At 69.5% G+C, this 22,924-nt stretch carries 20 protein-coding genes; 15 read left to right on the forward strand and 5 right to left on the reverse strand.

Features of this window, described 5'->3' with window-relative positions; all coding sequences use genetic code 11:
• Nucleotides 1-18: 18 nt before the first annotated feature.
• From TSH58p_RS29835 to TSH58p_RS29875, 9 genes are all read left to right on the forward strand, one after another.
• Nucleotides 19-2,190 carry a bifunctional (p)ppGpp synthetase/guanosine-3',5'-bis(diphosphate) 3'-pyrophosphohydrolase gene (locus TSH58p_RS29835; RefSeq protein WP_035679205.1) on the forward strand — a complete coding sequence of 724 codons (2,172 nt, stop codon included), beginning with the start codon at nt 19-21 and terminating at the stop codon, nt 2,188-2,190.
• Nucleotides 2,191-2,243: 53 nt separating this feature from the next.
• Nucleotides 2,244-2,654 (forward strand): HIT family protein, encoded by a 411-nt coding sequence (locus TSH58p_RS29840; RefSeq protein WP_109069410.1) that lies wholly within the window; start codon nt 2,244-2,246, stop codon nt 2,652-2,654.
• Between the two features lie 99 nt (nt 2,655-2,753).
• A complete protein-coding gene (locus tag TSH58p_RS29845; RefSeq protein ID WP_109069411.1) occupies nt 2,754-3,506 on the forward strand; it encodes a pyridoxine 5'-phosphate synthase in 753 nt (250 codons plus the stop codon).
• A complete protein-coding gene (gene acpS / locus TSH58p_RS29850; protein ID WP_109069412.1) occupies nt 3,503-3,958 on the forward strand; it encodes a holo-ACP synthase in 456 nt (151 codons plus the stop codon). Before TSH58p_RS29845 ends, acpS begins: the two co-directional genes overlap by 4 nt.
• Entirely contained in the window at nt 3,955-4,725 is a 771-nt protein-coding gene (gene lepB, locus TSH58p_RS29855; RefSeq protein ID WP_035679215.1) for a signal peptidase I, read from the forward strand. Before acpS ends, lepB begins: the two co-directional genes overlap by 4 nt.
• 56 nt (nt 4,726-4,781) lie before the next feature.
• A complete protein-coding gene (gene rnc, locus TSH58p_RS29860) occupies nt 4,782-5,531 on the forward strand; it encodes a ribonuclease III (protein ID WP_109069413.1) in 750 nt (249 codons plus the stop codon).
• Nucleotides 5,524-6,555 carry a GTPase Era gene (gene era, locus TSH58p_RS29865; RefSeq protein ID WP_109069414.1) on the forward strand — a complete coding sequence of 344 codons (1,032 nt, stop codon included), beginning with the start codon at nt 5,524-5,526 and terminating at the stop codon, nt 6,553-6,555. The genes rnc and era overlap by 8 nt, the downstream gene beginning before the upstream one ends.
• A gap of 79 nt (nt 6,556-6,634) precedes the next feature.
• On the forward strand, nt 6,635-8,050 hold the full coding sequence (locus TSH58p_RS29870) for a YcjX family protein (protein WP_109069415.1): 1,416 nt from the start codon (nt 6,635-6,637) through the stop codon (nt 8,048-8,050).
• Nucleotides 8,047-9,087 carry a YcjF family protein gene (locus TSH58p_RS29875; protein ID WP_109069416.1) on the forward strand — a complete coding sequence of 347 codons (1,041 nt, stop codon included), beginning with the start codon at nt 8,047-8,049 and terminating at the stop codon, nt 9,085-9,087. The genes TSH58p_RS29870 and TSH58p_RS29875 overlap by 4 nt, the downstream gene beginning before the upstream one ends.
• 4 nt (nt 9,088-9,091) lie before the next feature.
• Here TSH58p_RS29875 and TSH58p_RS29880 read toward each other — a convergent pair whose 3' ends face one another.
• Nucleotides 9,092-10,576 carry a lipopolysaccharide assembly protein LapB gene (locus TSH58p_RS29880; RefSeq protein WP_109069417.1) on the reverse strand — a complete coding sequence of 495 codons (1,485 nt, stop codon included), beginning with the start codon at nt 10,574-10,576 and terminating at the stop codon, nt 9,092-9,094.
• 222 nt (nt 10,577-10,798) lie between these two features.
• Here TSH58p_RS29880 and TSH58p_RS29885 point away from each other — a divergent pair, with 222 nt between their 5' ends.
• Both TSH58p_RS29885 and TSH58p_RS33410 read left to right on the forward strand, forming a co-directional pair.
• Nucleotides 10,799-11,356, forward strand: coding sequence for a hypothetical protein (locus tag TSH58p_RS29885; RefSeq protein ID WP_109069418.1), 558 nt, complete (start codon nt 10,799-10,801; stop codon nt 11,354-11,356).
• Between the two features lie 58 nt (nt 11,357-11,414).
• Nucleotides 11,415-11,627 carry a hypothetical protein gene (locus tag TSH58p_RS33410; RefSeq protein ID WP_158282582.1) on the forward strand — a complete coding sequence of 71 codons (213 nt, stop codon included), beginning with the start codon at nt 11,415-11,417 and terminating at the stop codon, nt 11,625-11,627.
• A 97-nt stretch (nt 11,628-11,724) separates the two neighbouring features.
• Here the strand turns inward: TSH58p_RS33410 and TSH58p_RS29895 are convergent, their stop codons facing one another.
• Complete coding sequence (locus TSH58p_RS29895) at nt 11,725-12,351, reverse strand: ATP-dependent Clp protease proteolytic subunit (RefSeq protein WP_109069419.1); 627 nt, start codon at nt 12,349-12,351, stop codon at nt 11,725-11,727.
• A gap of 261 nt (nt 12,352-12,612) precedes the next feature.
• Between TSH58p_RS29895 and TSH58p_RS29900 the strand changes: the two genes are divergently transcribed.
• Nucleotides 12,613-13,473: a glycosyltransferase family 2 protein gene (locus TSH58p_RS29900; protein ID WP_109069420.1), complete on the forward strand. Its 861-nt coding sequence runs from the start codon at nt 12,613-12,615 to the stop codon at nt 13,471-13,473.
• Here the strand turns inward: TSH58p_RS29900 and TSH58p_RS29905 are convergent.
• Complete coding sequence (locus tag TSH58p_RS29905) at nt 13,431-14,246, reverse strand: phosphodiesterase (protein ID WP_109069421.1); 816 nt, start codon at nt 14,244-14,246, stop codon at nt 13,431-13,433. The two genes, TSH58p_RS29900 and TSH58p_RS29905, sit on opposite strands and share 43 nt — an antisense overlap.
• 166 nt (nt 14,247-14,412) lie before the next feature.
• Between TSH58p_RS29905 and TSH58p_RS33415 the strand changes: the two genes are divergently transcribed.
• The 3 genes from TSH58p_RS33415 (at nt 14,413) to TSH58p_RS29915 (ending at nt 19,169) form a co-directional block, all read left to right on the forward strand.
• Nucleotides 14,413-14,781 carry a hypothetical protein gene (locus TSH58p_RS33415; protein WP_158282583.1) on the forward strand — a complete coding sequence of 123 codons (369 nt, stop codon included), beginning with the start codon at nt 14,413-14,415 and terminating at the stop codon, nt 14,779-14,781.
• A gap of 142 nt (nt 14,782-14,923) precedes the next feature.
• Nucleotides 14,924-16,045, forward strand: coding sequence for an efflux RND transporter periplasmic adaptor subunit (locus TSH58p_RS29910; protein ID WP_109069422.1), 1,122 nt, complete (start codon nt 14,924-14,926; stop codon nt 16,043-16,045).
• 4 nt (nt 16,046-16,049) lie between these two features.
• Nucleotides 16,050-19,169: an efflux RND transporter permease subunit gene (locus TSH58p_RS29915; RefSeq protein WP_109069423.1), complete on the forward strand. Its 3,120-nt coding sequence runs from the start codon at nt 16,050-16,052 to the stop codon at nt 19,167-19,169.
• Between the two features lie 172 nt (nt 19,170-19,341).
• Here TSH58p_RS29915 and TSH58p_RS29920 read toward each other — a convergent pair whose 3' ends face one another.
• Nucleotides 19,342-20,331 carry a transglutaminase family protein gene (locus tag TSH58p_RS29920; RefSeq protein ID WP_247873961.1) on the reverse strand — a complete coding sequence of 330 codons (990 nt, stop codon included), beginning with the start codon at nt 20,329-20,331 and terminating at the stop codon, nt 19,342-19,344.
• Complete coding sequence (locus TSH58p_RS29925) at nt 20,309-22,840, reverse strand: circularly permuted type 2 ATP-grasp protein (RefSeq protein WP_109069425.1); 2,532 nt, start codon at nt 22,838-22,840, stop codon at nt 20,309-20,311. Before TSH58p_RS29925 ends, TSH58p_RS29920 begins: the two co-directional genes overlap by 23 nt.
• Nucleotides 22,841-22,924: the final 84 nt, after the last annotated feature.

Raw genomic sequence — 22,924 nt, forward strand, 5'->3', positions numbered from 1 at the left:
TGCGCCGGGTCGGGTGGCATGATCCGGCAATATGAGCTTGTCGAACGCGTCAAGGCGTACGACCCCTCGGCGGACGAGGAGTTGCTCAACCGCGCCTACGTCTTCTCCATGAAGGCGCACGGCTCGCAGACCCGCGCCTCGGGCGATCCCTATTTCCTCCATCCGCTGGAGGTCGCCGGCATCCTCACCCAGCTCAAGCTGGACGCCGGGACCATCGCGACGGCGCTGCTGCACGACACGGTCGAAGACACGGTCGCCACGCTGGAGGACATCGAAAAGCATTTCGGCAAGGAAATCGCCCGTCTGGTCGACGGCGTGACCAAGCTGTCGCGCCTGGAACTGCACAGCGAGCAGGCCAAGCAGGCCGAGAATTTTCGCAAGCTGGTGCTGGCCATGTCGGAGGACATCCGCGTCCTCCTCGTCAAGCTGGCCGACCGGCTGCACAACATGCGCACGCTGTTCCATCTGAAGAACCCGGACAAGCGCAAGCGCATCGCCCGCGAAACGATCGAGATCTACGCTCCCCTGGCCGAGCGCATCGGCATGCATCAGGTCAAGGACGAGCTGGAGGATCTCTCCTTCGCGGAGCTGAATCCGGACGCCCGCGACAGCATCCTCGCCCAGCTCTCCCGCCTGCGCACCGAGGGCGAGAACCGCGTCCAGCGGATCATCCAGGAACTCCGCGGCACGCTGGCGGAGGAGGGGCTGCCCAACGCCGGGGTCACCGGGCGCGAGAAGACCGCCTATTCGATCTGGCGCAAGCTGCAGCGCAAGAACGTCAGCTTCGAGCAGCTGTCCGACATCATGGCCTTCCGGATCATGGTGGACACGGTGCCGGAATGCTATCAGGCGCTGGGCGTCATCCACGCCCACTATCCGGTCGTTCCGGGGCGCTTCAAGGATTACATCTCGACGCCCAAGCCCAACGGCTACCGCTCGCTCCACACCGGGGTGATCGGTCCGGAGCGCAACCGGATCGAGGTGCAGATCCGCACCAGCGACATGCACGAGATCTGCGAACTCGGCGTCGCCGCCCACTGGGCCTACAAGCAGGGCGAGCCGCGCACCCAGCAGGGGCGCGAATACCGCTGGCTGCGCGAGCTTCTCGACATCCTGGAGCACGCCCAGAAGCCCGAGGAGTTCCTGGAGCACACCAAGCTGGAGCTGTTCCAGGACCAGGTCTTCTGCTTCACGCCGAAGGGCGACCTGATCGCGCTGCCGCGCGGCGCCACTCCGGTCGACTTCGCCTACGCCGTCCACTCGGAGGTCGGCGACCACTGCGTCGGCGCCAAGATCAACGGGCGGATGCTGCCGCTGCGCACGCAGCTGCAGAACGGCGATCAGGTCGACATCATCACCTCCAAGGCCCAGACTCCGGTTCCGGGCTGGGAGCGCTTCGTCGTCACCGGCAAGGCGCGGGCGCGCATCCGCAAGTTCCTGCGAACCCAGCAGCGCACCCAGTACATCGAGCTGGGCCGCGCCATCCTGCAGCGCCAGTTCAAGTCGGAAGGCTACGAGTTCTCGGAAAAGGCGCTCGAAGGCGTCATCAAGATCTTCCAGCAGCCCAGCGCCGACGACCTGCTGGCCAGCGTCGGGTCGGGCCTGCATTCGGGCCGCGAGGTCTTCCACGCCGTCTTCCCCGGCCACAAGCCGCATGTGGCGACGCCGAAGGAAGGCGACGACAAGAACTCCATCACGGTGCCCAAGCCCAAGCCGAAGGCGAAGGGCAACAACGCGCCGCTGCCGATCCGCGGGCTGATCCCCGGCATGGCGGTTCACTACGCCCGCTGCTGTCACCCGCTGCCGGGTGACCGCATCGTCGGCATCGTGACCACCGGCAAGGGCGTGACCATCCACACCATCGACTGCGAGACGCTGGAGAGTTTCCACGAGTCGCCGGAGCGCTGGATCGACGTCGCCTGGGACATCGGTCCGGACAGCCCGGAGGAGCATGTCGGGCGCATCTCGCTGGTGGTCAACAACGAGCCGGGCTCGCTCGGCACGCTGTCCACGGTGATCGGCAAGAACGGCGGCAACATCACGAACCTGAAGATCACCAGCCGCAACACCGACTTCTTCGAGCTGCTGATCGACATCGACGTGAAGGACGCCAAGCACCTGACCAACATCATGGCGGCCCTGCGCGCCACCCCCGCCATCAACGCGGTGGAGCGGGCGCGGGGGCGGTGAGCGCGCCCACGCGGCCGCCTCCACCGGGAGCGCCCATCAGGAGCGAGGGAAGCATGTCCAGCCCGACCATCTTCAGCCGCCTGATCGCCGGGGAGCTGCCCTGCGCCGTGGTGTACGAGGATGCGGAGACCTTCGCCTTCATGGACGCCGGGCAGGTCAACCCCGGCCATGTCCTGGTCGCGCTGAAGCGCCCGGCGCCGACCATCCTGGACGTGACGGAGGACGAGGCGGCGGCCCTGTTCCGCACCGTGCACAAGGTCGCCCGCGCCGTCCAGGCCGCCTTCTCGCCGGAGGGGATCACGCTTCTCCAGACGAACAAGCCGGCGGGCTGGCAGACCGTGCCGCACATCCACGTGCATGTGGTGCCGCGCTACGAGAACGACGGCGCCGATCTGGTCTGGCCGCGCCACGACCCGCCCATCGGGGAGTTGAAGGCGCTCGCCGCGCGGATCGTCGTCGAATGACGGCGTGACGCGACGCTGCACCGCCGCTATATAGCAGGGAGAACCGGTGCCCGCCGGATGCAGGATGCGGGACCGGCGCGACACCGGAGTTTCGAGCCTATGCCCCGCCCTCTGCGCCTCGGCGTGAACATCGACCATGTGGCGACCGTCCGCAACGCGCGGGGCGGGCGTCACCCCGATCCCGTGCGCGCCGCGAAGCTCGCCGCCGAGGCCGGGGCCGACGGCATCACCGCCCATCTGCGCGAAGACCGCCGCCACATCGTCGATTCCGACATCGACCGGCTGATGGCGGAGATCCGGCTGCCGCTGAACCTGGAGATGGCGGCGACCGACGAGATGCTCGCCATCGCGCTGCGCCACAGGCCGCACGCCTGCTGTCTCGTCCCGGAGAAGCGCACGGAGGTCACCACCGAAGGCGGGCTGGACGTCGCCGGGCAGATGGACAACCTGAAGCGCACCGTCGGCGAGCTTGGCGCCGCGGGCATCCGCGTCTCGCTGTTCATCGATCCGGAACCGGCGCAGCTCGACGCGGCCAAGGCGCTGGGCGCCCCGGTGGTCGAACTGCACACCGGCGCCTATTGCGACGCGCCCGCCGGGGCGGAGCGCGCGGCGGAGCTGGAGCGCATCGTCAAGGCGGCGGCCCACGCCGAGGCCATCGGGCTGGAGTGCCACGCCGGCCATGGGCTGAGTTACGAGACGGTCGGGGCGGTCGCCGCCATTCCGACCATCGTCGAGCTGAACATCGGCCATTTCCTGATCGGCGAGGCGATCTTCGTCGGGCTGGGCAACACGCTCCAGCGCATGCGCGCCGTCATGAAGGACGCCCGCGCTGCGGCGGGAGTCGTCTCATGATCCTCGGCATCGGCAACGACCTGATCGACATCCGCCGGATCGAGCAGTCGCTGGACCGTTTCGGGGACCGCTTCATCGCCCGCATCTTCACCGACGTGGAGCGCGCCAAGTCCGAGCGCCGCGCCGGCGCCGCCGGCAAGCACAGCGCGCGGGCCTCCACCTACGCCAAGCGCTTCGCCGCCAAGGAGGCCTGCTCCAAGGCGCTGGGCACCGGTTTCCGCGACGGCGTGTTCTGGCGCGACATGGGGGTGGTGAACCTGCCCTCCGGCCAGCCGACCATGCGCCTGACCGGCGGCGCGCTGGAGCGGCTGAAGGCGATCACCCCGCCGGGCATGCAGGCGCGCATCCACGTGACGCTGACCGACGAGTATCCGATGGCCGAGGCCTTCGTCATCATCAGCGCCGAGCCGGCCGACACTTCCATCACCACCTCCACGGCACCCCCCGCATGACCATGAACAGAGAGACCGCCTTGACCGGCAAATCCAAAGAGACAGGCGGCTTTGCCGAGACGGTGAAGACGGTCTTCTACGCGGTCATCATCGCCTTCGGCGTGCGGACCTTCGCCTTCGAGCCCTTCAACATCCCGTCCGGGTCGATGATCCCGACGCTGCTGATCGGCGACTACCTGTTCGTGTCCAAATTCTCCTACGGATACAGCAAGTACACGGTCGGCTTCGGGCTGCCGCTGTTCGAGGGCCGCATCATGGGCCACGCGCCGGAGCGCGGCGACGTCGCCGTCTTCAAGCTGCCGCGCGACAACAAGACCGATTACATCAAGCGCGTCATCGGCCTGCCGGGCGACACCGTCCAGGTGACCGGCGGCGTCCTGCACATCAACGGCCAGCCGGTGAAGCGCGAGCGGATCGAGGACTATGTGTCCCGCGACGCGCTGGGCCGCGAGGTCCGGATCGCCCAGTATGTGGAAACCCTGCCGGGCGGGCGCAGCCACCGCATCATCGAGGAGTCGGACAACGGTCCGCTCGACAACACCCCGGCCTTCAAGGTGCCGGCGAACCACCTGTTCATGATGGGCGACAACCGCGACAACTCGCTGGACAGCCGCGTCCCGTCGCAGGTGGGGTATGTCCCGATGGAGAATCTGGTCGGGCGCGCCGAATTCCTGTTCTTCTCGCTGGAGGACGGGACGCGCTTCTTCGAGGTGTGGCGCTGGCCGGCGGACCTGCGGTTCAGCCGCCTGTTCAACGCCGTGAAGTGAGCCCCGCCGGGGCGCGGAGACCGATTATTGTGAGCCGTGAAGAACGGGGGACCCCCATGGCGTCCGACGCGGACGTGAGCGCCGATTCCGCCGACCTTGCGGAGCTGGCCGCGGCCATCGGCCATCGCTTCGCCGACCCGCAGCGGTTGGCCGACGCGGTCACCCATCCCAGCCTGATGGGGCTGGAGCGCAACGCCCGCGGCGGACGGCCCGAGCAGGGGCCTGGGCTGGCCTATGAGCGGCTGGAGTTCCTGGGCGACCGGGTGCTCGGCCTTGTCATCGCGGAATGGCTGCTGGAGCGTTTCCCCAACGAACGCGAGGGCGCGCTCGCCAAGCGGCACGTCTCGCTGGTCCGGCGGGAGGCGCTGAGCCGCGTCGCCGACGCGCTCCAGCTCGGGCGCTACCTGCGCCTGTCCCCGTCGGAGGCGCAGGGCGGCGGGCGCAGCAACCACACCATCCTGGCCGACGCCTGCGAGGCGGTGATCGGGGCGCTCTATCTGGACGGCGGCATGGACAAGGCGCGGGACTTCATCCGCCGTGCCTGGGCCGGGCAGATCGACCGCGCGGAGCCGCCGCCGCTGGATTCCAAGACGGCGTTGCAGGAATGGGCGCAGGGCAACGGGCGTCCCCTTCCCACCTATGAAATGATCGAGCAGAGCGGCCCGGCGCACGAGCCGGTGTTCCGCATCGCGGTCCGGCTGAAGGGCATGGAGCCGGTGACGGCCACCGGCCCCTCCAAGCGGGTCGCCGAACGGAAAGCGGCCAGCGCTTTGCTGCGCCAATTGGGAGTGCAGGTCGATGACTGACGGCCGCGACAAGTTTGAAGACGACGATAAGGACGAGGGCGTGAGCGAGAGCGTGGACGAGGGTCTGGAAGAGGGTGCCGACGAGGGCATTGAAGAAGGCGCCGAAGAGGCGGCCTATGTGCCCGAGAATCCGCGCTGCGGATTCGTCGCCCTGGTCGGCGCGCCGAACGCCGGCAAGTCCACGTTGCTGAACGCGATGGTCGGCTCCAAGGTGTCGATCGTCAGCTCCAAGGTGCAGACCACCCGCACGCGCGTGCTCGGCATCACCATCGCCGGCGACAGCCAGATCATCTTCGTGGACACGCCCGGCATCTTCAAGCCGAAGCGCCGGCTCGACCGCGCCATGGTGGCGGCTGCCTGGCAGGGGGCGGAGGACGCCGATCTGGTCGGCGTGCTGTTCGACGTGTCGCGCCGCGGCATCGACCAGGACACCCAGGGCATCATCACCCGGCTGAAGGAGCAGGGGCGCAAGGCCATCCTGATCCTCAACAAGATCGACCTCGTGCCGCGCGAGAAGCTGCTGGGCCTCGCCGACAGCTTCAACCAGGAAGGCATCTTCACCGACATCTTCATGCTGTCCGCCTCGACCGGCGACGGGGTGGAGCATCTGCGCGGCTTCCTGGCCGCCCGCATGCCGGAAGGCCCCTGGCACTATCCGGAGGACCAGATCTCCGACATGCCGATGCGCCTCCTGGCGGCGGAGATCACCCGCGAGAAGCTGTTCCAGCAGCTTCACCAGGAACTTCCCTACGCGGCGACGGTCGAGACCGAGCAGTGGGAGGAGTTCGAGAACGGGTCGGTCAAGATCTCCCAGGTCGTGTATGTCCAGCGCGACAGCCAGAAGGCCATCGTGCTCGGCAAGCAGGGCTCCCGCATCAAGGCGCTGGGGCAGGCCGCCCGCACCGAGCTGGAGGAGATGCTGGAGCAGCGCGTCCACCTGATGCTGTTCGTCAAGGTGCGCGAGGACTGGGAGAACGATCCGGAGCGCTACGAGGCCTGGAACCTCGACTTCGGGGCGTCCTAAAGCACCGGTCAGGGTATAGGCGTGGACGGACGGTCCCCCATATAGAGGGGCGATCGTTCCTTCCACTGACCGGCTGACCGTGCGCGTGCCCATTTTCAACGACCTGTACGACGCCGGCTCGCGCCTGTTGGGGCGGGCCGGCGATCTCGTTTCCGGCGGCATCCTCGAACAGGACGTCCGTCTCGGCGTCACCGGACTGCGGCGGGCCGGCAAGACCGTGTTCGTCACCTCGCTGGTCGACAACCTGCTGAAGGCCGGGCGGCTTCCCTTCCTGGACGTGGTGTCGTCCGGGCGGTTCCAGGCGTCGCGCCTGCGCCCCCAGCCCGACGCCCAGGTTCCCCGTTTCGAGGTCGAGCAGCGGCTGGCCGAGCTGACCGGGCCAATTCCCCGCTGGCCCAAGGAGACGCAGGGCATCAGCCAGCTCCGCCTGTCCATGCGCTACCGCCCGAACGCGGTGCTGAAGCGGACCGTGCAGCCGGTCGCCACGCTGAACCTGGACATCGTCGACTATCCCGGCGAATGGTTGCTCGACCTGCCGCTGCTGCACCAGTCCTTCGCGGAATGGAGCGCGCTGACCCTGGAACTGGCCGGGCGGGCGCCGCGCGACGAGCTGTCGGTGTCCTGGCGCGGTTGGCTCGCCACCGTCGACACGGCGGCCCCGGCGGAGGAGGAGCAGGCGCGGCGCGGCGCGGCGCTGTTCACCGACTACCTGCACGCCTGCCGCCGCTCCGACAACCTGCTGAGCCTGATCCAGCCGGGGCGCTTCGTCGAACCGGGCGATATGGCCAACGCGCCTTTGCTGACCTTCTGCCCGCTGCCGGGCGATCGCCCGCGCGCACGGGGCAGCCTGTGGGCGCTGATGGAGGACCGGTACGAGGCGTACAAGTCCAAGGTCGTCCGCCGCTTCTTCGCCGAGCATTTCGCCCGGCTCGACCGGCAGATCGTCCTGATCGACGTGCTGGGCGCGCTGAACTCCGGCCCGGCGGGCATGGCCGACATGAAGCGCGCCCTGGAACTGAGCCTGGAGCCGTTCCGTCACGGCCCCAGCAGTTGGCTGGATTGGCTGCTGGGGCGCCGGATCGACCGCGTGCTGTTCGCCGCGACCAAGGCCGACCATGTCGCCTCGCACCAGCACAACAGCCTGCGCCACCTGCTGGACCGGCTGGTCTCCGACGCCCGCGCCGGCATCCGCTTCGAAGGGGCGCAGGTGGAGACCATGGCCATCGCCGCCCTGAAATCGACCGAGACGGTGGTGACCGAGCATGAGGGGCGGCAACTGCGCTGCGTGCGCGGCGTGCCGCTCGGGCGCGACCGTCCGACCGTGCTGTTCCCCGGCGAGATTCCCGAGGACGCCGACTTCCCGCCGGGGCAGGAGCGGCCCTACAACTTCATGGCCTTCCAGCCGCCCGCCGACCTCGCCCGCGAGGCGCGCGGCCTGCCGCACATCCGCCTGGACCAGGCCATGCAGTTCCTGCTGGGGGATTATCTGGAATGAGCGAGCGCACGCGCGACCGCCAATGGGTCCCGCCGATGGAGCTGGACCCCACCCGCGCCGCCGCCGTCCCCGCGGCGGAGGAGGAGGCGATCATCGCCGGCCCCCTGGCCGGCCCCCTGTCCGGTTCGGCGGCGGAGCGCCTGCCCGCTCTGCTGGCGGAGGGCCGGCCGCGCAGCCGGCTCGGCCGCTGGCTCGCCGGGTCGGTCGCCGCGCTGGTGCTGATCGCGCTGGGCTTCGACACCTGGGACCTGTTCAACCGCGCCTTCGCCACCAGCGCCGCGCTGGGCGTCCTGGTGGCCGCCGCCGTGACGGTGGCGGGCGGGGCGGCGCTGGCGATGCTGCTGCGCGAGCTGCGCGCGCTGCGCCGCCTGCGCAAGATCGAGGAACTGCGCGGCGAGGCCGGGCGCCTGTCCACGGAGATCGTGACGAAGGCCGGGGAGCCGGGCCACGCCGAACGCTTCGCCGGGTCGCTGACCCGCCTCTATGAGGGGCGTGCCGATCTGGCGCCCGCGCTGGAGCGGGTGCGCGACCATGTGACCGACGCCCACGGCGATGCGGAGATCCTGCGCCTGCTCGACCGCGAGGTGATGGGGCCGCTGGACCGCCGCGCCTACCAGACCGTCCTGCGGGCGTCGCGCGACACCGCGGTGGCGACGGCGCTCAGCCCGGCGGCGGTCGTCGACCTCGCCGTGGTGCTGTGGCGGAACCTGAAGCTGGTGCGGGAGATCGCGGCGCTCTACGGGGCAAGGCCCGGCTATGTCGGGTCGCTGCGGCTGTTGCGGCGGATGCTCGCCAACCTCGCCGTCGCCGGGGTGGCGGAAAGCGCCCACCATGTCGCCGTCGAGGCGCTGGGCGGCTCCATCGCCGCGGCCATCTCCACCCGCATGGGACAGGGGGTGATCAACGGGCTGCTGACCGCGCGGGTCGGGCTGACCGCCATGCATCTGTGCCGCCCCATCGCCTTCGGCCCCGACAACCGTCCCAGCATGGGCCAGATCCGCAAGGAACTGCTGTCCCTGCCGAAGCAGGTGCTGTAGCCGCTCACACCGTGGGGAGGGGCAGGCCGTGCCGCGGGTGGGCGCGGTCGTGGATCAGGGCGCGGTCGCGGATCATCGGCCAGACGATGCGGCGCAGGAACCGGTGGTCCTGCGCCCGGTCCGCCTCGGCGGCGGCGTGGCGCTCGGCGAGCGGCAGCAGGTCGGGCAGCAGCCCGGCGACACCGCCCCAGTGCCCGCCCGACATCACCTCGGTGTGCAGCACCCCGTCGCGCAAGACGTGGAAGGGCAGGCCGGAGCCGACCCAGGCATCGACGGCGGCCTTCCCCTCGGCGGAGGGCAGGGCGTCCCAATCCCGGCAGAGGAACCGCGCCACCGTGGGATCGTCGGCGGCGGACAGACGCCAATAGGGACCGCCGGTCGGCGCGTCGGAGGCCACCGCCACGAGGTCCGCCCCCGTCGCGGCCAGTTCGGCCAACCGGTCGGCGGCAAGGGTGCCGTCGTGATGAACCCGGCAGGTCCAGCCCGGATGCAGCGCCAGGGTTTGCCGCAGAATCTCCACCGGGTCGTGGGCGCCGGCCGGCTGGCCGCTCCACAGGCTGAAGGCGATGATGTTGCGCCGTCGCCGTTCCGCCCCGCGCGGCTGGGCGGGCAGAGGCGGCAGGGCGGGGGCCGTGTCCATGGCCGTCCGGTCCTTCAGGTCCAACGCGCGCTCGCCCCAGACGGCGGCCTCGTCGTCCCGGCCGAGAAGGGCGAGGGCGACGACCAGCCGGTCGATGGCGTCGAGATGGCGGGGGTCCAGGCGGGCGGCCCGTTCCAGCGCGCGGGCGGAGTCCTCCAGCCGGTCCACGCCCCCCAGAGCGACACCCAGATTGAAGGCGGCGGACGGGAAATCCGGCGTGATGGACAGGGCGTTGCGGTAGGCGAGGGTGGAATCCTCCCGCAGTCCCATCGCGAACAGGGCGTTGCCGTAGAGAAAGGCCACGTCGGCGTCCAGCGGCAGCAGGTCCGCGGCCCGGGCCAGCGGGCGGAGGGATTCGGTGCCGCGCCCCTGCTCGACCAGAAGACGGCCCTCCTCGTGCCGCAGCGCGCCCAACCGCTCCACCGCGATGGTGAGGGCGGGCGCGGAGGCGACGGCGCGCTCCAGGGCGGTGATGGCCCCGGCGGTGCGGCCCAGGCCGCGCAGCGCGTTCGCCATGTCGGTCCAGGCTTCCGCGAAATCGGGCTGGAGGGAGACGGCGCGCCGGTAATGCTCCACCGCCGCCGCCGGTTGCCCGGAGGAACGGCGGATGTTGCCGCTGTTGGCGTGCATGTCCGCCGCCTCGGGCCGCTGGGCGATGGCGCGGGCGATGAGCTGCAGTCCGAGCGCCCGCTCTCCCACCTGACCAGCCAGGACACCCAGGAAATGCAGGGCGTCCGGCTGATCCGGTTCCACATCCAGGATGCGGTTGTAGAGCTGTTGGGCCTCGTCCAGTCGGCCGGCCAGATGATGGTCCAGGGCGAGCGTCAGCGCTTCCGCGATCGTAACCATGCATACAGGCTTAAGCGTCCCGGCGTCCTTCCGCAAGCGTCACGGCTGTGAGAAGGGTGGGCGATGGCACCGATGGTCCTGGAATGCGAAGCTTTGGTGCCGGAAACAGCCTGTGGGATTTCGTCCTTTGGCATAGCCCGAAAAAAGGTGAACGAACCCTTTACAATGCACGAGTGCGGCTGCAATATATGATCTGGATTGTCCAATCATCGGTGTAATGTCATGAACGTGGCCATCGCCACCGCAACGGCTGCAAGGCCGTTGGCCTTCATGACGGCCCGCAACAGCGACGCTGTTGAAACCGGGGCCGACACCGGGACTCCATCCGCGAAGGACCCCGTCAGCGGGCAGTCCGAACCCCTGTCCGGACGCTACACGAAGACGGCGTATCGTTACGACGCCGACGCGTCGCGGCTGGTGCTGCTGTTCCGCAGCCCGGAGGATGGGGCGACCCTCGACCAGATTCCGACCGAGGCGGCGTTGCGGCAGTACCGCGAAGCGCAGAAGGACCGGAAGAGCGGCAAGGCGTCCCTTGAGCTTCTGGTCGGCGGTTCGGACGGGCAGGACCAGCAGAACGGCGCCGGGGCGAGTGGAAGCTCCAGCAACGGGGCCCCCCTGCACCGCTGGGTCGCGGGCCATTCCGGGGGCGGTGCGGGCCGCTCCACCGCGTCACAGGGACCTTCCCCGCAGGCGTCGCCGGTGGTAGCCTCGACGCCGATGACGACCCATGCGGCCGCAGCCCCCTCGGCGGGGTCCGCTTCCGTCAACGTGGTCATCTGACCGGCGCGACGCGGGCGGGCTTCCGTTCGACCGCGGATTCTTTTGAAGGCATCCTTCGATGGCTCTCGATGTTTCATCCTCCACGCTTGGCGCCGCGATCGGTTTGCGGCAGGCGCAGGGACAGATCGATTTCGGCGTGAAGACGCTGAACCAGACCGCTCAGCAGCAGGATCAGGCGATCGCCACGCTGCTGCAAGGTGGTTCGGACGGTTCCTCGGCCGGCGGCAACGTCACGGCCACGCGTGGGCAGAATCTGAACATCGTCGTGTAAGTGGCTGATCCGAATGGCTTGATCGCTCAGGCCGGACCGCAGCCATAAAAAAAGCCCCTCTCGCTGGAGAGGGGCTTTGTGCGTTCCGGAGGACCGCTTACTTCAGCTCGTCGAAGGTGTCGATGATGTGGCTGACGATGCCGTACTCGCGGGCTTCGTCGGCCAGCATCCAGTAGTTCCGGTCGGTGTCCTTGGACACCTTCTCCACCGGCTGGCCGGTCTCGCGCGCGATGATGCGGTTCAGCCGCTCACGCATGCGGATGATTTCCTTCGCCTCGATGGCGATGTCCGTCGCCCGGCCACCGGTGCCGCCCAGCGGCTGGTGGATCAGGAAGCGGGTGTTCGGCAGGCAGTAGCGGTCTTCCTTCTTCGCGGCCAGGAAGATGTGGCAGCCGGCGCTGGCGACCCAGCCGGTGCCCAGCATCTTCACGCGCGGCTTCACGAAGCGGATCATGTCGTGAATGGTGTCGCCCGCCTCGACGTGGCCGCCGGGGGAGTTCACCACGACCGTGATGTCGTCGTTGCTCTCGTGGGCCAGCGCCAGCAGCTGGGCCGAGACGGCCTGCGCCAGCTTCATGTCGATCTGCCCGAAGATCAGCACCGTGCGCGCCTTGAACAGGTTCGACTGCACGGCAGCGAACGGCGGCGGGGCGCTTTCCTTCGACTTCTCGTCCGGCTCCTGCTCGGGTTCGTCGTCGAAGCGGGTGTATCCGTCTTGCGCCATCGTTTTTGAACTCCCTGAGGTCGGCGTGTCTACCGGGGGGCTTTGGCTTGCGGGGGCCTGGGATGTCGGATGGGGACCGAACCACGCCACTCGTTTCTCCACATAGCCCGTATCGGTTCCTTGTTCAACGGGCCGCGACGCCAAATCCCACCCCGGCGCCGTCATAGTCACGCTCAGGCTGGCCGCATCGGTGCGGATCGCCGCTTGCGCACTTCCGGAAAGGAGCGGCACACTGACCCTTGCACAATCGGAGGGCGGTGCATGGACGAGGGCAGCGGGATCGGCGTCTCGGTCATCATTCCGGCCTACCGGGCGCAGGACACCATCGTCCGCGCCGTGTCCAGCCTCCTGGCGCAGAGCGTTCCCGATTGGGAGGCGGTGGTGGTCAGCGACGACGGCACCGACTACCGCGCGCTTCTGGAGGGTGCGGGCATCGCCGATTCGCGCCTGACCTTCACCGGAACCGGCCGCGTCGGGTCCGGCGCACCGGCGGCGCGCAACGCCGGTCTGCGCTGCGCGCGTCGGCCGCTGATCGCGCCGCTGGACGCCGACGACCGGTTCGAACCCGACCGGCTGGCGCGGCTGGCCCCGCTGGCGGCGGCGCAGGGGGCGGCGGCGGACAATGTGGCGGTTATGCGCGATGGCGACGGTTCGCCGCTCTCCACCCTGTTCCCGCCCGGCGCCGGGACTGCCACGCTGGACGCGGCGGCCTTCCTGGAAACCTCCATCCCGATGTTCTTCGTGGTCCGCCGCGACCTCGTCCCCGGTTGGGAGCAGGGCGTCGATTTCTGCGACGACGTGGTCTTCAACGTCCAGGTCCTCGACCGGGTGGGCCGTCTGCCGCTCGTGCTGGAGCCGCTGTACGAATACCGGCAGCGCGAGGGGTCGATCACCTGCTCCGCCGACAGCGGCGCGCGGGCGGACCTCTGCTACCGCCATGTTCTCGACCGTTTGGGCGGCGACGGGCTGCGGATCGCCGACGCGGCGCTGCGCCGTCGCTTCGCCGCCGCCCTGGACGCCAAGCGCGCCCTCAACGCCGCCTACATGGCCGCTCAGGCCGCCGGACGCTGCGCCAACTTTCAGGAATTCCTGGCCTTGCGGGAAAACTCCCTGCCCGGATAGTCGCCGATCACGCTGAGATGCGTGACGACCGTGCCGTCCGGGCGGAACATGTGAAGGGCGAGCGCGGACGGCTCGTCGGTCCAGCGGTAGGGCGGTTCCGGCGCCAGATCGAGCGCGATCTGATAGGCGACGGACGGGGCGACATAGCCGTGCGCCCCGTTCCAGGCGACGGCGGTCTGGCGGTGGGTGTGGCCGCACAGCACGGCCCGCACATTGGGACGGCTCTGCACCAGCCACCCCAGTTCCTCCGCGCCCTCCAGGCAGCGCAGCGTGTCCAGGAAGGCCAGCCCGGTGTCGAAGGGCGGGTGGTGCAGCGCCAGAACGGTCGGCCGCTCCGGCTGCTCGGCCAGACGCTCCGCCAGCCAGGACAGCCGGTCGGCACACAGGCCACCCAGCGCCCGGCCGGGAATGACCGAGTCGAGCATCAGGATGCGGACCGGAAACTCCTCCACCGCGTGCTGGATGAAGGGTCCCTCCAAGGGCATCCAGCCGGCGCCGGCGAAGGCCCGGCGCAGCCCCTCACGGTCGTCATGGTTGCCCGGCAGAACGCGGACGGGAATGGCGAGCGGTTGCAGCAGAGCGGACAGCGCCTCGTACTCGCCGGGCTTCGGCCCGTTGACGAGGTCGCCGGTGATGAGGACGAGATCGGGGCGCGGAACCAGCGCGTTCAGATGGGCCACCGCGGCGGCGAGCCGGGCGTTCGTGTCGTAACCGGTCGTCGGGGCGGTGCCGGGGGCCGTCACATGCAGGTCGGACATCTGGGCGATCAGCATCGGGCACCCCTTGGGACGCGAGGGTCGTAGGACCAAGGATTGTCACATCGCCGATTTCCCGGATGTCTTCAAGAGTCCAACAGGAGCAAAACTTCCTTTACGCTTCCGTGACAGGCTGGATCATCGGCCGAACGACAGCCTTGCCGCCACAGCATCGGATCGGGGAATGAGCGCGTCCACCTCCTCCTGCCTGCTCGCACGTTTGCTGGCGTCCGGGAAGTTCTGGCTGAAGCGCGCCCGCATCGAATCCCCGGACCTCGGCGAGGGCACACCGCCGCCCGGCGCGGATGGCGCCCTGCTGGCCGATCTTCGCATCGAAGGCGATCGGATTCGGGCGGTTCTACCGGCGGGCGAGTCGCCCTGTTGCGCACCGGGCCTCTGCCTCGATGGCGGGCCGGTCCGTCCGCGCGGTGGCTGCGGCACGGTCGGTCCCGGTCAACCCGCTGATTTGACGGTGATTCTTCCCGATGGCGCGCGGCTGGACATGGAAAAGGGCCGGGTTGTGCAACCCGAACCGCCGCCGTCCCGCTCCTGAACCCTTGCAACCGTCTCGACTCCGGAACTGAACTGAACGATATAGTTCAGTTTACCGTCCGCCCTTCACAGCGGCCCGGTTGACACGAAACGCCCCGCGCGCCCGTCCGGCGGGCCGGCGGGCCTGTGCGGGTTCCGTATCCATGCGTCACACGCTTCGCATCGTCGCCCTTCTGGTCCTGGTCGCTCTCGGCGGCGGCGCCTACTGGTACTTCGTCAAGCAGGGCGGAACCATCAACACGCTGCTCGCCGGCAAGGTTCCGTCCCCCGGCGGCTCGTCCGCCGGCGCTCCCGCGGCGGGCGGCACGCCGCCGATGCCGGTGGAGGCCTCGCCGGTCAAGGTCGGCACCGTGTCGCGCCAGGTCACCGCGGTCGGCTCGCTGCTGTCCAGCGAATCGGTGGTCATCCGGCCCGAGGTGGCGGGCAAGGTCTCCGAGATCGCCTTCCAGGAAGGGCAGGCGGTGAAGAAGGGATCGGTGCTGATCCGGCTGGACGATTCCATCGCCCGCGCCACGCTGGCCCAGGCGCAGGCGAGCATCGCCTTTTCCCGCGCCGAGCTGTCCCGCGCCGAGGAGCTGTACCGCCAGCGCACCGGCCCGGCCCGCAACCGCGAACAGGCGCTCGCCAAGCTCCAGTCCGACGAGGCGGCGGTGCAGCTCGCCAAGGCGCAGTTGGAGAAGCTGACCCTGACCGCGCCCTTCGACGGCGTGCTGGGCCTGCGCAAGGTCTCGGTGGGTGATGTGGTGGCGGCCGGCAAGGACATCGTGAACCTGGAGGCCATCGACACGCTGAAGCTCGATTTCCGGGTGCCGGAGCTGTATCTGCCGACCGTCCGCACCGGCCAGACCCTGAAGGTCGCCGTGGATTCCTTCGGCGGGCGGACCTTCGACGGCACGGTCTACGCCATCGACCCGCTGGTGGACGTGAACGGCCGCGCGGTGGTGATCCGCGCCCGCGTCCCCAACAGGGACGGCACGCTGCGCCCCGGACTGTTCGCCCGGGTGGCCCTGACGCTGGACCAGACCCCGAACGCCGTGCTGGTGCCCGAGCAGGCGGTGAGCGCCTTCGGCAACCGGCAATTCGTCTTCAAGGTGGTGGAGGGCAAGGCGGTGCAGACCACGGTCACGCTGGGCGAGCGCCGCAACGCGGAGGTGGAGATCACCGCCGGCCTGCAGCCCGGCGACGTGGTGGTGACCGCCGGCCAGCTGAAGATCCGCGACGGCGCCCCGGTGGTGGTCGTCAACAACAAGCCGGCGGGGAGCTGAGCCGATGGTCCTCTCCGACATCTCCATCCGCCGGCCCGTCCTGGCGACGGTCATGAGCCTCGCGCTCATGCTGATCGGCATCGTGTCCTACCAGCGCCTGTCCGTGCGCGAGTATCCGAAGATCGACGAGCCCGTCGTCACGGTGGAGACCACCTACAAGGGCGCGTCGGCCGAGATCATCGAAAGCCAGGTCACCCAGATCCTGGAGGACTCGCTGTCGGGCATCGAGGGCATCGACGTGATGTCCTCGATCAGCCGCGCGGAGAAGAGCCAGATCACCCTGCGCTTCCGGCTGGACCGCAACGTCGACACGGCGGCCAGCGACGTGCGCGACCGCGTCGGCCGGGTGCGCGCCCAGCTTCCCAACGAGATCGACGAGCCGGTGATCGCGAAGGTGGAGGCCGACGCGCAGCCGATCATCTATCTGGCCTTCTCCTCCGACCGCCATTCGCCGCTGGACGTGACGGACTTCGCCGACCGCTACGTCAAGGACCGCTTGCAGAACCTGCCCGGCGTGGCCCAGGTGCGCATCTTCGGCGAGCGGCGTTTCGCGATGCGCCTGTGGCTCGACCCGCAGCGCATGGCCGCCTACCGCGTCACCCCGCAGGACGTGGAGAACGCGCTGCGCAAGCAGAACGTCGAGATTCCGGCGGGCCGCGTGGAGAGCAAGGCGCGGGAGTTCACCGTCGTCTCCGAGACAGACCTGCGCACGCCGGAGGAGTTCGACCGCATCATCCTGCGCGACGACGGCGGCTATCTCGTCCGGCTGAAGGACGTCGGCCGGGCCGAGCTGGGGGCGCGGGACGAGCGGGTCAGCGCCCGCTTCAACGGGCGCGGCGCCGTCGCCATCGGCGTGGTGAAGCAGTCCACTGCCAACCCGCTGGACGTCTCCAAGGCGGTGAACGAGGCGTTGCCGAAGATCCGCGCCGCTCTGCCGGAGGGCATGGGGGTGGATGTCGGCTATGACAGCTCCGTCTTCATCGCCAAGTCCATCGATGCGGTGTTCAGCACGATCTTCGAAGCCATCGTCCTGGTGGTGCTGGTCATCTTCGTCTTCCTGCGCAGCTTCCGCGCCACGCTGGTGCCACTGGTGACCATCCCGGTGTCGCTGATCGGCGGCTTCGCGCTGATGTACGCCTTCGGCTTCTCGGTCAACACGCTGACGCTGCTCTCCATGGTGCTGGCCATCGGCCTCGTCGTGGACGACGCCATCGTGATGCTGGAGAACATCTACCGCCACATCGAGGAGGGCGTGCCGCCTTTCCAGGCGGCGTTGCAGGGGTCGAAGGAGATCGGCTTCGCCGTCATCGCGATGACCATCACGCTGGCCGCGGTCTACGCGCCCATCGGCTTCATGACCGGGCGCACCGGCCGCCTCTTCTCCGAATTCGCTCTGACGCTGGCCGGGGCGGTGATCGTGTCGGGCTTCGTCGCCCTGACCCTGTCGCCGATGATGTGCTCCAAGCTGCTGAAGCACCAGACGAAGCACAACGCGCTCTACAACGCCATCGAACGGCTGCTGAACGGGCTGACCAACGGCTATCGGGCCATCCTGCGGCTGTCGCTGAAGGCGCGCCCGCTGGTGCTGCTGGTCGGCGCCGTGGTCGCTGGGCTCAGCTACACGCTGTTCACCGGGCTGAAATCGGAGCTGGCGCCGGTCGAGGACCGCGGCACCATCGTCGGCATCGCCATCGCCCCGGAAGGCTCGACGCTCGACTACACGGAAAGCTACGCCAAGCGCATGGAGGACCTGTTCCGCCAGATCCCCATCGTCGAGAAGTTCTTCGTCGTGGTCGGCTTCCCGGTGGTCAACCAGGGCATTTCCTTCGTCCGCCTGATCGACTGGGACGAGCGCGACGTGAAGCAGCAGGCGATCACCGCCCAGCTCTTCCCCAAGATGTTCGGCATTCCCGGCATCCTGGCCTTCGTCACCAATCCGCCGTCGCTGGGCCAGAGCCCGGTGGACAAGCCGGTCAACTTCGTCATCCAAAGCTCGCTGCCCTACGACGAGCTTCAGAAGATGGTCGACGGGCTGATGGCGGAGGCGCGCAAGTTCCCCGGCCTGACCAACCTCGACACCGACCTGAAGCTGAACAAGCCGGAGCTGCGCATCACCATCGACCGCGACAAGGCCGCCGACCTCGGCGTGGATGTGGAGACGGTGGGCCGCACGCTGGAAACCCTGCTCGGCGGGCGGCAGGTCACCCGCTTCAAGAAGGAGGGCAAGCAGTACGACGTGGTGGTCCAGGTCGGCGACGTCGACCGCCGCAACCCGGACGACATCGCCTCCATCTACGTGCGCGGCACGCCGACCGCGGCGGCGGAGGCCGGGGTCGCCACCAGCGCCGGGGCGATGATCTCGCTCGCCAACCTCGTCCACATCGAGGAGCGGGTGGCGCCCAAGGAGCTGAACCACTTCAACAAGCTGCGCTCCGTCACCATCACCGCCACGCTGGCGCCGGGCACCTCGCTGGGCGAGGCGCTGGGCTACCTCCAGGCCGCGGCGAACCGCGTGCTGCCGGCCACCGCCCAGACCGACTACGCGGGACAGAGCCGCGAGTTCCGGGAATCGGCGACGGGCCTGTACTTCGTCTTCATCCTGGCGCTGGCCTTCATCTATCTGGTGCTGGCGGCGCAGTTCGAGAGCTTCATCGACCCCTTCGTGATCATGCTGACGGTGCCGCTGTCGATGACCGGCGCGCTGGCCGCCCTGCATTTCACCGGCGGGACGATGAACGTCTACAGCCAGATCGGCTTGGTGACGCTCGTCGGCCTGATCACCAAGCACGGCATCCTGATCGTGGAGTTCGCCAACCAGCTCCAGCGCGAGGGGGTGGACATCCGCAAGGCGGTGGAGGAGGCCGCCGTGCTGCGCCTGCGCCCGATCCTGATGACCACGGGCGCCATGGTGCTGGGCGCCGTGCCGCTCGCCAACGCCCACGGGGCGGGCGCGGAGAGCCGTCAGGCCATCGGCGCGGTGATCGTCGGCGGCATGCTGCTGGGCACCTTCCTGACGCTGTTCGTGGTGCCGACGGTCTACAGCTACATCGCCAAGAAGAAACCCCTACCGGCGATGGACGGCTCCGCCAGCCACCCGACGGGCCATCCCCAGCCGGCGGAGTGACCAACCGGACGGGAAGGCAGAGGTGCTTGGCGAGTGGTTGCGTTGTGCCCCCACCCTAACCCTCCCCCGCTAACGCAGGGGAGGGGACTGCCGCCGCTTCACAGAAGGCACCCTCCCCTGCAAAAGCGGGGGAGGGCCGGGGTGGGGGCTCAACGCGAGGACTCGATCCCTGTCAGGGGAAGGAAGGCGCCCCGAACCCGTTCAGCGGCTCGACATCGACGCTGACGGACAATGTGTGGCCGGCGGCCCCCATCAGGACGCCGCGGGCGGGGCTGACGTCGTCGTAGTCGCGGCCCCAGGCGATGGTGATGAAGTCCTGGTCGGCGCGGCGCGCGTTGGTCGGGCAGACGTCGATCCAGCCGGCCTCGGCGCCGCACCAGACGGAGGCCCAGGCGTGGCTGACGTCGGCGCCGATCAGCCGCGGCCGGCCCGGCGGGGGCAGGGTGCGCAGATAGCCGGAGACGTAGCGGGCCGGCAGCCCCATCGCCCGGACGCAGCCGACCACGATGTGGGCGAAGTCCTGGCAGACGCCGCGGCGGTGCCGCATCACCTCGGCCAGCGGGGTGGCGATCGTCGTCGCGGCGGGGTCGAAGGTGAAGTCGTCGTGGATGCGCCGCATCAGGTCCAGCGCGGCCTCCGCCGCCGGCCGGCCGGGCGTGAAGGACCGCGCGGCGTAATCGTGCAGCGTCGGGCTGGCCGCCGCCAGCGTGCTGTCGAAGCGGTACTGGACCACCTCCGCCCCGTCCTCCGGCCCGCTCAGACCGCCCAGCGAATCCCGCACATGCTCCCAGGACGGCGTCGCGGTGGCGTCCAGCAGCGGCGGCGGGCCGACCTCGACCTCGCTCTCCGCGGTGACGACCAGCTGCCGGTGCGGCTCCTGCATCGCGACGTAGGTCACGGTGTTGCCGAAATAGTCGGTGTGGGACGACTGCACCGCCGGCGCCGGCAGGATGGTCAGCGCGCTGTGGTGGACGCGCTGCCGCGGGTGCGGACGGGCCGTCAGGTGCAGCAGATGGTGCGACACCGACACGTCCTCCGCATAGTCGTAGCGGGTCGTGTGGCGCACGCGGAAGCGCACGCCGAAACGGTCGCCGGAGGGATCGTCAGCGGGGGCCGCGCCGGCCACGGCCGGGGAGAGGTCAGGCCGGTCGGGCAAAGGCATGGCTGAAATAGGCGTGGGTCAGGAGGTTGGAAATCTCGGGCAGCGACAGGGCGAGCGAGTCGAGCAGCGTGTGCAGGGTGGCCCCGGAGTCCAGAGCGTCCGAGGCGCGGAGCGAGGCGCGGGCGGCGCCGAGAATCGAGCGCGCCGAGGTCGCCGTGTCGCCCGGCACGGCCTGCGAACCGCCGGGCAGGGCCGCCACATGCCGTTCCAGCGCCGCCAGTTGGAAATCCAGGGCGCGTGGATTCGACTCGTCGGCCAGCAGCAGCTCCAGCACCGGGCGGCGGCGCACGCTGGTCAGGTAGCGCGACCGGTAGGTCATCACGCTTTCCCCCAGCTCCAGCAGCACGCTCAGCGTCGCCACCTGGACGGGCTCGTCCTGGCGGTCGAGCGCGTGGACCTGGGTGCCGCGCATCACGGAAATGATGTGGAGCGCCCGTTCGATGCGGCGCCCGATGTCGAGGAAGCGCCAGCCCTGGCCGCGCGTCATGCTCTCCTGCTCCAGCCCGGCGATGGCGGCGAGGCTGGTCATCAGGTCGTCCAGCCGCAGCAGCATGGCGGCGGCGTCGAGCTTGTGCGCCGGCGGCTGGCTCTGCCGCTCCAGCATCGTGACCACCCGCCACATGTCGAGCGACAGGCGGTCGCGCACCGAGTAGGCGGTGCGGTGCACCCGCTGCACCTGGGCGCGCAGGCTGTTGGGGTGGTCCGGGTCGACGACGGAGCTGTAGAGCGCCGTCCGCAGCGCCCGCCCGCCGCCGAGCGCGGTGACGCGCGTCAGGTCCCAGGGGATCATGCCCTCCCAGGCCATCAGATGGAGCAGCGGGCGGAGCTGCAGCGACGCGCCCGGCACGTTGCCGTCGGTCAGGCGGGAATGGGTGGAGCGCAGCAGGCGCACCGTGCCCTCCGACCGCTCCGCGTAACGGCCCAGCCAATAGAGGCTGTCGGCCACCCGGCTGGGCAGGTCGGCGGAGGCCGCCTTGGGCGCCGGCTGGGGCTCCTGGGCCGGTTGCGGGCGCGGCATCGCCGGTGTGGTTTCGGCCCGGCGTCCGGACAGGATCCAGGTGTCCTTGCTGCCGCCGCCCCGCTGCATGGAGACGACCAGCTTGCCGGATTCGGTGGACACGCGGGTGAGCCCGCCGGGCATGACGGTGTAGCTGCCGTCCGGACGGGCGCAGAGGAAGACGCGCAGCACCAGCGGGCGCGGCTGCAGCCGCCCGCCCTGCCAGACCGGCGCGGTGGACAGGGCCAGACGCTCCTGCGCGACGTAGCACCAGGGGCGGGCCTTGATGCGCTCGACCAGGGCGGCGCGGTCCGCCGACGACAGGTCGGCGCCGAAGATCGGCTCGAAGGACAGGGACGGGAAGGCCGGCTTGACCACCAGCCCGTCCAGATGCTCGATGACGTAGGCGCGCTCGTCGTCGTTGCCGCACCACCAGACGGCGACGCCCGGCATCTTCAGCTCCTCGCCGAGCAGATGGCGGCAGAGCATGGGCAGCGACGGCTTGACCGCCATGGATTCCAGGAATCCGGAGCCGAGGGAGTTGGCGACCACCACGTTGCCGGCGCGCACCGCCTCGATCAGCCCCGCCACGCCCAGCGAGCTGTCGGCGCGCAGCTCCAGCGGGTCGGCGAAGTCGGCGTCCAGGCGGCGCAGGATGACGTCCACCGGCTCCAGCCCCGACAGGGTCTTCAGATAGACCTGACGGTCGCGCACGGTCAGGTCCGCACCCTCCACCAGCGTGATGCCGAGATAGCGGGCCAGATAGACGTGCTCGAAATAGGTTTCGTTGTAGGGGCCGGGCGTCAGCAGGACGATGCGCGGCTGGTCGCGGCGCGGGCTCAGCGACAGCAGCGTTTCCTTGTACGCCTCGAAGAAGGGCGACAGATGCTCCACCTGGCAATGGCGGAAGCTGTCCGGCAGGACCTTCGCCAGCACCGCCCGGTTCTCCAGCGCGTAGCCGCTGCCGCTCGGCGCCTGGGTGCGGTCGGACAGCACCCACCAGCGCCCGTCCGGCGCGCGGGCGAGATCCGCCGCGTAGAAATGCAGGTGGATGTCGTTGGGCACCGGAATGCCGTGCACGGCGCGGCGGAATCCGGGATCGGCGTGGATCACCGCCGGGGACAGCCGGCCGCCGCGCGTCAGGGTCTGCGGCCCGTAGATGTCGGCCAGCACCGCGTTCAGCAGCGTGGCGCGCTGGATCAGACCCGATTCGACCGCCTTCCACTCGTGCGAGGGGATCAGCAGCGGCACCATGTCGAGCGGCCAGGGCCGCTCCATTCCCTTGGGATCGCCGTAGATGTTGTAGGTGACGCCGTTCTGGTGCAGCAGGCGCCGCGCCTCCTCCCACCGCTCGGCCATCAGCTCCGGGTCGAGGGGGCCCAGCGTGCCCATGAAGGTCTGCCAGTGCGGGCGCAGGCGGCCCTGCCCGGTGACCATCTCGTCATAGACCTCGCCGCGGCCATAGCCCATGGCGTCAGCCTCGCCGAACAGCGATCCCTGGAGGAACGGCACCGGACGCAGCCCCGGAAGAGGGGGCGCGCCAGGGTCAAGAAAGGGGGATTCGCGGTCGGCCAAGGTCGGATCGTGGGTTCACAG

The organism is Azospirillum sp. TSH58 (genome assembly GCF_003119115.1).
Classification (GTDB): Bacteria; Pseudomonadota; Alphaproteobacteria; order Azospirillales; family Azospirillaceae; genus Azospirillum.

Excerpts from the sequence above, each read along its gene's own strand:
- TSH58p_RS29835 (WP_035679205.1), top strand. The coding sequence starts at position 19 with ATGATCCGGCAATATGAGCTTGTCGAACGCGTCAAGGCGTACGACCCC.
- TSH58p_RS29840 (WP_109069410.1), top strand. The coding sequence starts at position 2,244 with ATGTCCAGCCCGACCATCTTCAGCCGCCTGATCGCCGGGGAGCTGCCC.
- TSH58p_RS29845 (WP_109069411.1), top strand. The coding sequence starts at position 2,754 with ATGCCCCGCCCTCTGCGCCTCGGCGTGAACATCGACCATGTGGCGACC.
- acpS (WP_109069412.1), top strand. The coding sequence starts at position 3,503 with ATGATCCTCGGCATCGGCAACGACCTGATCGACATCCGCCGGATCGAG.
- lepB (WP_035679215.1), top strand. The coding sequence starts at position 3,955 with ATGACCATGAACAGAGAGACCGCCTTGACCGGCAAATCCAAAGAGACA.
- rnc (WP_109069413.1), top strand. The coding sequence starts at position 4,782 with ATGGCGTCCGACGCGGACGTGAGCGCCGATTCCGCCGACCTTGCGGAG.
- era (WP_109069414.1), top strand. The coding sequence starts at position 5,524 with ATGACTGACGGCCGCGACAAGTTTGAAGACGACGATAAGGACGAGGGC.
- TSH58p_RS29875 (WP_109069416.1), top strand. The coding sequence starts at position 8,047 with ATGAGCGAGCGCACGCGCGACCGCCAATGGGTCCCGCCGATGGAGCTG.
- TSH58p_RS29880 (WP_109069417.1), bottom strand. The coding sequence starts at position 10,576 with ATGGTTACGATCGCGGAAGCGCTGACGCTCGCCCTGGACCATCATCTG.
- TSH58p_RS29885 (WP_109069418.1), top strand. The coding sequence starts at position 10,799 with ATGAACGTGGCCATCGCCACCGCAACGGCTGCAAGGCCGTTGGCCTTC.
- TSH58p_RS33410 (WP_158282582.1), top strand. The coding sequence starts at position 11,415 with ATGGCTCTCGATGTTTCATCCTCCACGCTTGGCGCCGCGATCGGTTTG.
- TSH58p_RS29895 (WP_109069419.1), bottom strand. The coding sequence starts at position 12,351 with ATGGCGCAAGACGGATACACCCGCTTCGACGACGAACCCGAGCAGGAG.
- TSH58p_RS29900 (WP_109069420.1), top strand. The coding sequence starts at position 12,613 with ATGGACGAGGGCAGCGGGATCGGCGTCTCGGTCATCATTCCGGCCTAC.
- TSH58p_RS29905 (WP_109069421.1), bottom strand. The coding sequence starts at position 14,246 with ATGCTGATCGCCCAGATGTCCGACCTGCATGTGACGGCCCCCGGCACC.
- TSH58p_RS33415 (WP_158282583.1), top strand. The coding sequence starts at position 14,413 with ATGAGCGCGTCCACCTCCTCCTGCCTGCTCGCACGTTTGCTGGCGTCC.
- TSH58p_RS29910 (WP_109069422.1), top strand. The coding sequence starts at position 14,924 with ATGCGTCACACGCTTCGCATCGTCGCCCTTCTGGTCCTGGTCGCTCTC.
- TSH58p_RS29915 (WP_109069423.1), top strand. The coding sequence starts at position 16,050 with ATGGTCCTCTCCGACATCTCCATCCGCCGGCCCGTCCTGGCGACGGTC.
- TSH58p_RS29920 (WP_247873961.1), bottom strand. The coding sequence starts at position 20,331 with ATGCCTTTGCCCGACCGGCCTGACCTCTCCCCGGCCGTGGCCGGCGCG.